General features: G+C 72.8%; 1 protein-coding gene. It reads left to right on the top strand.

Annotated elements, in window-relative coordinates; translation table 11 throughout:
• Positions 1–102 precede the first annotated feature (102 nt).
• Entirely contained in the window at positions 103–1,023 is a 921-nt protein-coding gene (mmsB, locus tag ACFU0Y_RS18210; protein WP_380216383.1) for a 3-hydroxyisobutyrate dehydrogenase, read from the top strand.
• The last annotated feature ends 180 nt before the right edge of the window (positions 1,024–1,203 follow it).

Raw genomic sequence — 1,203 nt, 5'->3', positions numbered from 1 at the left:
GCTCCCCGGTCCGCCGCTGGGCGCGCTGCGCTCCACCCCCGCATCCCCACAGCGTGCGGTGCGCCACCGCACCGTCCGACACCTTGCAGAAGGGACTCCCCGATGACCACCATCACCTGGATCGGCCTCGGCCACATGGGCAACCCGATGTCCGCCAACCTCGCGAAGGCCGGCCACGACGTCCGCGGCCACGACGTCAGCGCCGAGGCCATGGCCGCCGCCCGCGACCGGGGGGTGCAGACCTTCGACACGCTGGAGGAGGCCCTGCAGGGCGCCGAGGTCGTGTTCACGATGCTGCCCAAGGGCGAGCACGCCCGGGCCGTCTACCTCGGCGACAGCGGTGTGATCGCCCTCGCCCCGAAGGACGCGCTGCTCATCGACAGCTCCACGATCGACGTGGAGACCGCGGAGGAGCTGCACCGGGCCGCCGAGGAGGCCGGCTTCCGCTTCGTGGACGCGCCGGTCTCCGGCGGGATCAGCGGGGCGGCGGCGGCCACCCTGACGTTCATGGTCGGCGGGAAGCCCGACGTCGTCGAGCAGGCCCGGACGTTCATCGAGCCGATGGCCCGCAAGATCGTGGCCACGGGCCACGCCGGCACGGGCCAGGCCGCCAAGATCGTCAACAACATGATGCTGTTCATCTGCCTCGAGGCCTGCGCCGAGGGCTCCGTGCTCGCCGACCGGCTGGGCCTGGACCCCCAGGTGTTCTGGGACATCGCCTCGGTGTCCTCCGGCAACTCCTGGGCCCTGCAGACCTGGTACCCCGTGCCGGGGATCGTGGACTCCGCGGCGGCCAACAAGAACTTCGAGGCCACCTTCAGCGCCGCCCTGGCCGCCAAGGACGCCGGCCTGGCACTCATGGCCGGCGAGCAGACCGGCGTACGGCTGCCGGCCGCGGAGCTCGTGGCCGGGAAGCTGCAGGAGCTCATCGGCGAGGGGCTCGGGGACAAGGACTGCTCCCTCATCACCAAGTACGCCGCGCCGGACGGGAAGATCGCGGGCTGGGACCCGGACCGGGCCTGACCGGCGCCGCGACCACCATCACCGAGGAGGACACCATGCAGAACACCAAGCAGGACGCCGAGGCCCGCGCGCGGCAGGCCGCCGAGAGGGGCGGCCAGGACCGGCGGGGTGCGGGGGAGGTCATCGAGCACTACATCGACGGGGCCCGCCACGGCGGCTCGGCGCGCACCGCCGAGGTCT

The organism is Kocuria sp. NPDC057446 (assembly GCF_042802875.1).
Classification (GTDB): domain Bacteria; phylum Actinomycetota; class Actinomycetes; order Actinomycetales; family Micrococcaceae; genus Kocuria.
The sequence above is the reverse complement of the archived record's forward strand: the minus strand, read 5'-3'. Positions and strand labels throughout refer to the sequence as shown.

Bases quoted from the DNA above. Each gene is read 5' to 3' on its own strand.
- mmsB (WP_380216383.1), top strand. From the start codon at position 103: ATGACCACCATCACCTGGATCGGCCTCGGCCACATGGGCAACCCGATG.